The organism is Cupriavidus gilardii (assembly GCF_013314895.1).
Classification (GTDB): Bacteria; Pseudomonadota; Gammaproteobacteria; order Burkholderiales; family Burkholderiaceae; genus Cupriavidus; species Cupriavidus gilardii_C.
The window spans coordinates 140827-147363 of record NZ_JABTYE010000014.1 but is presented as its reverse complement, the minus strand read 5'-3'; the positions used below and the strand labels follow the sequence as shown (position 1 = coordinate 147363).

Here is a 6537-nt window from a genome sequence, read left to right as displayed (position 1 = left end):
CCCACCGCCTCCGCCACCCCCTTCCCCTTGCGCAGCCGCGCGCGCAGGTCGCCGATCATCGGCCAGATCAGCACCAGGATGGCCAGCGTCATGATGGTGCCCACCAGCCCGTTGGACCAGAAGATATCGAGCGAGCCCGACGACACCAGCATGGTCTGGCGGAACGCATCCTCGGCGCGGTCGCCGAGCACCAGCGCCAGCACCAGCGGCGCCAGCGGATAGTCGAGCTTCTTCAGCACGTAGCCGATCACGCCGAAGCCGAGCATCAGCCAGACATCGAACAAAGCGTTATTGACCGTATAGGCGCCGATCGCGCAGACCACCAGGATCAGCGGCGCGATGATCGAGAACGGGATGCGCAGGATCGCCGCGAACAGCGGCACCGTCGACAGCACCACCAGCAGCCCGACGATATTGCCCAGGTACATGCTGGCGATCAGGCCCCAGACGAACGGCCCCTGCTCCTGGAACAGCAGAGGCCCCGGCTGCAGGCCCCAGATCATCAGCCCGCCCAGCAGCACCGCGGCGGTCGCCGAGCCCGGAATGCCGAGGGCCAGCATCGGCAGCAGCGCGCTGGTGCCGGCCGCGTGTGCCGCGGTCTCGGGCGCGACCACGCCCTCGATATTGCCCTTGCCGAACGAGTCCGGATCGCGAGCCATCCGTTTGGCGACGCCATAGCCCATGAACGAGGCCGCGGTCGCGCCGCCCGGCGTGATGCCGAGCCAGCAGCCGATCGCCGACGAGCGCAGGATCGTCATCCAGTAGCGCGGCAGCTCCGCCCACGTGCGCAGCACCACCTTCAGGTCGATGCGCGCCTGCTTGCCGCGAAAGGCCACGCCCTCCTCCATCGTCATCAGGATCTCGCTGATGCCGAACAGCCCGATCACCGCCACCAGGAAGTCGAAGCCGCGCAGCAGCTCCGTCGAGCCGAAGGTCATGCGCAGCGTGCCCGAGACCGTGTCCATGCCGACCGCGGCGAGCAGGAAGCCGACGCACATCGCGATCAGGATCTTGGGCTTCGCTTCCTTTCCCATGCCGACGAAGCTGCAGAAGGTCAGCAGATAGACCGCGAAATATTCGGGCGGCCCGAAGCGCAGCGCAAATTTGGCGACCAGCGGCGCCAGGCAGGTGATCAGGAGCACGCCGGCCATCGCGCCGAGGCACGAGCCGGTAAAGGCCGAGGTCAGCGCCCGGCCCGCTTCGCCGCGCTGCGCCAGCGGATAGCCGTCGAAAGTGGTGGCCACCGACCAGGCCTCGCCCGGGATATTGAACAGGATCGACGTGATGGCCCCGCCGAACAGCGCGCCCCAGTAGATGCACGACAGCATGATGATGGCCGAGGTCGGATCCATCGAGAACGTCAGCGGCAGCAGGATCGCGACGCCGTTGGGACCGCCCAGCCCGGGCAGCACGCCGACCACGATGCCGAGCAGGATGCCGACGAACATCAGGCCGACGTTCTGCCACGACAGCGCGACCGAAAAGCCGTGCATCAGCGCGTTGAATTCCTCCATGGTGCCCTCCTAGAAGCCGAGCGCCGCTTCGAGCGGCCCCTTCGGCAGCGGCACCCGGAACTGGATCTCGAAGATCCAGAACAGCACCAGATTGATCCCCGCGCCCAGCAGCACCGCGCGCCACCATTCGGCCTTGCCGACCGCCATCATGAAGCCGGCAATGAAGATCGCCGAAGCGACATAGATGCCGAGCCAGCCGATCAGTGCGACATAGACGGTCAGCGGCAGCAGAATCACGCAGACCTGGCGCAGCTGCTGCCAGCTGGCAAAGATCGCATCGGCCGGCGTGCGCCACGCCTGCCAGGCCACCGCCAGGCTGCACACCAGCACGATCGCGCCGACGCGCAGCGGAAAGTAGCCGGCCTCGGGGCCGTCGGCGGCCCAGCCCGCGCCGATGCGGTGGTTGCTCCAGATCACCACCGCGGCGCCCACCAGCAACAGCGCGGCCACCACCAGCTCGACTGCGCGCAGCGACACGCCGCGCTCGTCGCCATCACGGACAGCGTCGGCACCAGCGCCAGCACCGGCACCGGCACCGGCACCGGCTGCGGCCGCATGCTCTTCCTGTGTTTCCATCGAACCCTCTCCCAGTCGGTGCGCGCGGCCGTCCGCGTCGAGGCGGCCGCGCGTCGTTGGCGATGCCGGATCAGCGCGCGGCCATGAAGCCGGCTTCCTTCAGGATGTCGCGGTGCGCGTTCTCGTCCCTGGCGAGGAAGTCCTCGAGCGGCTTGCCGGCGAGGAATTCGCTCTTGAGCGCGTTGCGCTCGAGATATTCCTTCCACTCCGGCGTGGCGACGATCTTGCGCATCAGCTCGACGTAGTACTTCTGCTGGTCGGGCGTGATGCCGCCCGGCATCATGAACACGCGCAGCATCTGGTACTGGACGTCGAGCCCCTGCTCCTTGCAGGTCGGCACATCGCCCCAGCTTTGCGACTGGGTGACCTTGGTCGTGTAGCCCATGCGGGCGGGCGCGAACACGCACAGCGCGCGGTGCTCGCCGGCGCGCCATTGGCCGATCGACTCCGACGGGTTGTTGACGTTGGCGTCGATATGCTTGCCCGACAGCTGCGTGGCCGCTTCGCCGCCGCCCTTGTACGGTACGTAGATGAACTTTGCACCGGTCTTCTTCTGGATCAGCGTGGTGATGATCTGATCCTCGCGTTTGGAGCTGGTGCCGCCCATCTTGACCTTGCCGGCGTTGGCCTTGGCACCCTCGACGAATTCGGCGACGGTCTTGTACGGCGCCTCGGTATTGGTCCACAGCACGAACTCGTCCTGCGCCACCATCGCGATCGGCGTCAGGTCGCGCCAGCTGAACGGCAGGTGGCTGACCATCGGCACGGTGTACAGCGCCGACGAGGTCACCAGCAGCTTGTGCGGATTGCCCTGCGATGCCTTGGTGTCCATCAGGCCCTCGGCACCGCTGGCGCCGGCCTTGTTGACCACGATCACCGGCTGGCTCATCAGCTTGTGCTTGGCGATGATGCTCTGGATCGAGCGCGCCATCTGGTCGGACGCGCCGCCGGCGCTGAACGGCACGACGATCTCGACCGGCTTGGTCGGCTCCCATGCCCACGCCGCGGCCGGTGCGCCGCCGATCGCGAGCGCGAACGCGCCGAGCGCGCCGAACGCCGGCATCGAACGCTTGCCCTGCTTGCTGTGCTTGCTTTGCATTGCCTGTCTCCTCGTTGGAATGTCACATCGGTCCGCCGCGTGCCGGCCGTGGAGCGGCCTTCTGTGGTCTGCGCGGCGGACTGGTTGGTGGCCGACACGGCAACGGCGCCGGCCTGTCCTCCCTGCTTTATCGCTTCCCCCCTGCTACCCTCCTCGCCGACCGATTGCCGCCGCCCCTTCGCGGGGCGCCAGCGCCGCGGCAAGTACGCGCGCCACGTGCCACGCCTGCGCGTCGGCGCCGTCAAAGATCTGATGGCGGCAGCTGGTGCCGTCCGCAACCACGATCGCGTCGTCCGCGCGCGCCCGCACCGCCGGCAGCAGCGACTGCTCGGCCATCGCCACCGAGGCCGCGTAATGCTCCGCCTCGTAGCCGAAGCTGCCGGCCATGCCGCAGCACGACGACTCGACCGGCGAAACCTTCAGCTCGGGAATCCAGCCCAGCACCGTCTGTACCGGCGTGAAGGCGTCGAACGCCTTCTGATGGCAGTGGCCATGCACCAGCGCCTGGCGCTGCGGCAGCGGCTGCAACGCCAGCTGCTTCAGGCTCAGGCGCCCCGCCTGCCGCTCGCGCACCAGGAACTCCTCGAACAGGAAGGCGCTGGCCGCCAGGCGCGCCGCCTCGTCGCCATAGCCGTAGCCGAGGAACTCGTCCCGCAGCGACAGCAGGCACGACGGCTCGAGCCCGACGATCGGCACGCCGCGCGCGACGAACGGCTGCACCGTATCGAGCAGCCGCCGCGCCTCCTGGCGTGCCTGCTCGACCAGTCCTGCGGCGAGGAAGGTGCGGCCGCAGCAGAGCGGCCGCTCGCCGGACCGCATCAGCGGATGCACGGTATAGCCCGCGGCTTCGAGCACCGCCTGCGCGGCGCGCGCGTTCTCCGGCTCCATGTGGTTGTTAAAGGTGTCGACGAACAGCACCACCTCCCGATTTCCCCCGGCGGCCGGATCGACAGATGGATCGCCAAACGAAGCGGCCAGGGAAGCGGTATCCGTCGCAGCGCCGGCGCCGGCAGTGGCCGGGGTGGCATCGCCGCGGCCGGCACGCGCAATCGTCGACAAAAACGAACGCTGCCAGCGCGGCAGGCTGCGCTGCGGCGCGAAGCCCAGCGCGCGTTTGGCCCAGTCCGACAGCAGCGGAATCCGCTCGGCCAGCGCCATCAGCGCGGGCATGCGGCTGGCCAGCGGCGCATAGCGCGGCATGAACGCCACCAGCCGGTCGCGCAGCGTCAGGCCGTGGCGCTGCGCCCATGCGTGGCGCGCCTCGATCTTCATCCGCGCCATGTCCACGCCGGTCGGACAGTCGCGCTTGCAGCCCTTGCACGACACGCACAGATCCAGCACCGCCTTGACGTCCTCGCTGGCCAGCCCTTCCTCGCCGAGCTGACCGGACACGGCCAGCCGCAGCGTATTGGCGCGGCCGCGGGTGACATGCTGTTCGTCGCGCGTGACGCGGTAGCTCGGGCACATGGTGCCGGCGTCGAACTTGCGGCAGTGGCCGTTGTTGTTGCACATCTCGACCGCGGCGGCGAGCCCGCCGGTGCGATCGCCGCCGCTGCCCGGCGGCGTTTCCTCGCCGCTCAAAGGATCGCGGCTGACGTTCCAGGCCGACCAGTCCAGCGCCGGCTGCAGCGGCAGCCGCCGATAGCCGGGCGGGAAGCGGAACAGTTCGCGCGTGTCCATCTTCGGCGGGCGCACGATCTTGTCCGGATTGAAGCGATTGTCCGGATCGAACAGCGCCTTGATCTCGCCGAAGGCGGCGTGGATGCGCGGCCCGTATTGCCAGGCCACCCATTCGCCGCGGCACAGGCCGTCGCCGTGCTCGCCCGAATAGGCGCCCTTGTACTCGCGCACCAGCGCGGCGGCCTCCTCGGCGATCGCGCGCATCTTCTCCGCGCCGTCGCGGCGCATATCGAGGATCGGCCGCACGTGCAGCGTGCCGACACTGGCGTGCGCATACCAGGTGCCCTCGGTGCCGTGGCGGTGGAACACCTCGGTCAGCCGGCGGGTGTACTCGGCCAGATGCGGCAGCGGCACCGCGCAGTCCTCGATGAAGGAGACCGGCTTGCCGTCCCCCTTCATGCTCATCATGATGTTCAGGCCGGCCTTGCGCACTTCCCACAGCGCCTTCTGCGCGCCGGCGTCCGGCATCTTGACCACCGAGCCGGGCAGGCCCAGATCGCCCATCAGTTCGTCCAGCGCGTCGAGGTCGTTGCGCAGCGCCGTGGCATCCTCGCCGGCGAATTCGACCAGCAGGATTGCCTGCGGCTCGCCGCGCAGCGCCGACGCGATGACCGGGCGGAAGGCCGGGTTGGCCATCGACAGGTCGATCATCGTGCGGTCGACCAGTTCGACCGCGACCGGCGCCAGTCCGACGATATGCCGGGTCATTTCCATCGCCTGGTAGAAGGTCGGGAAATTGACCACGCCCAGCACCTTGTGCGCGGGCAACGGCGCGAGCTTCAGCGTGATCTGCCGGCTGTAGGCCAGCGTGCCTTCCGAGCCGACCAGCAGGTGCGACAGGTTGGCGTGGCCGTCGTCGGTATAGGCGCGCGGATTCTGGCAGTCGAACAGATCGATGTTGTAGCCGGCGACGCGGCGCAGCACCTTGGGCATGCGCTCGGCGATCTCGTCGCGCTCGCGCGTGGCGATCGCGCGCAGCTGCTGCAGCATGGCCTGCACGCGCGGATCGGTGGGCGCCTGCGCCAGCGAACCGAAATGGCACTGCGCGCCGTCGGCCAGCACCGCGTCGATGGCCAGCACGTTGTGCACCATGTTGCCGTAGGCGAGCGAGCGCGATCCGCAGGAGTTGTTGCCCGTCATGCCGCCGATCGTGCATTGCGCGCCGGTCGAGACATCGACCGGGAACCACAGCCCGTGCGGCTTGAGCCAGGCGTTCAGATGGTCGAGCACGATGCCCGGCTCCACCGTGACGGTGGCCGCGACCGGATCGAAGGCGATCACCTGGTTCAGCCACTTGCTGTTGTCGATCACCAGCGCTTCGCCAACCGTCTGGCCGCACTGGCTGGTGCCGGCGCCGCGCGCCAGCACCGGCGCATGCGCATCGCGCGCGATCTCCAGCGCCAGCAGCAGATCGCGCTGGTCGCGCGGCACCACCACGCCGACCGGCATGATCTGGTAGATCGACGCATCGGTCGCATAGCGGCCGCGGCTGGCGCGGTCGAACAGCACGTCGCCGCGCAACTCGCGCTTGAGCCGCGTCGCCAGCGGCGAGCCGGGCCCGCCCTCAGAGCGGACGAAGTGCAGCGGCTTGACGATCGGCGACGATGTCAAGGACGACGCCAACGATGGGGCCAATGATGGGGCCGACGTGGAGGCCAGGCGCGTGGA

The 6537-nt window shown here is 68.8% G+C and carries 4 protein-coding genes; all 4 read right to left on the bottom strand.

Annotated features, from left to right (window positions below):
• A partial coding sequence (locus HTY53_RS15500) for a tripartite tricarboxylate transporter permease (protein WP_174107491.1) occupies positions 1–1514 on the bottom strand: 1514 nt, incomplete at its 3' end.
• Positions 1515–1523: 9 nt separating this feature from the next.
• Positions 1524–2090: a tripartite tricarboxylate transporter TctB family protein gene (locus HTY53_RS15495; RefSeq protein WP_174107490.1), complete on the bottom strand. Its 567-nt coding sequence runs from the start codon at positions 2088–2090 to the stop codon at positions 1524–1526.
• 70 nt (positions 2091–2160) lie between these two features.
• The gene (locus HTY53_RS15490; RefSeq protein ID WP_438820965.1) at positions 2161–3189 is read right to left on the bottom strand and encodes a tripartite tricarboxylate transporter substrate binding protein; all 1029 of its coding nucleotides are present in this window, start codon (positions 3187–3189) and stop codon (positions 2161–2163) included.
• A gap of 144 nt (positions 3190–3333) precedes the next feature.
• On the bottom strand, positions 3334–6480 hold the full coding sequence (locus HTY53_RS15485) for an FAD-binding and (Fe-S)-binding domain-containing protein (RefSeq protein WP_254599968.1): 3147 nt from the start codon (positions 6478–6480) through the stop codon (positions 3334–3336).
• Between the last annotated feature and the right edge of the window lie 57 nt (positions 6481–6537).

Excerpts from the sequence above, each read along its gene's own strand:
- HTY53_RS15495 (WP_174107490.1), bottom strand. The coding sequence starts at position 2,090 with ATGGAAACACAGGAAGAGCATGCGGCCGCAGCCGGTGCCGGTGCCGGT.
- HTY53_RS15490 (WP_438820965.1), bottom strand. The coding sequence starts at position 3,189 with ATGCAAAGCAAGCACAGCAAGCAGGGCAAGCGTTCGATGCCGGCGTTC.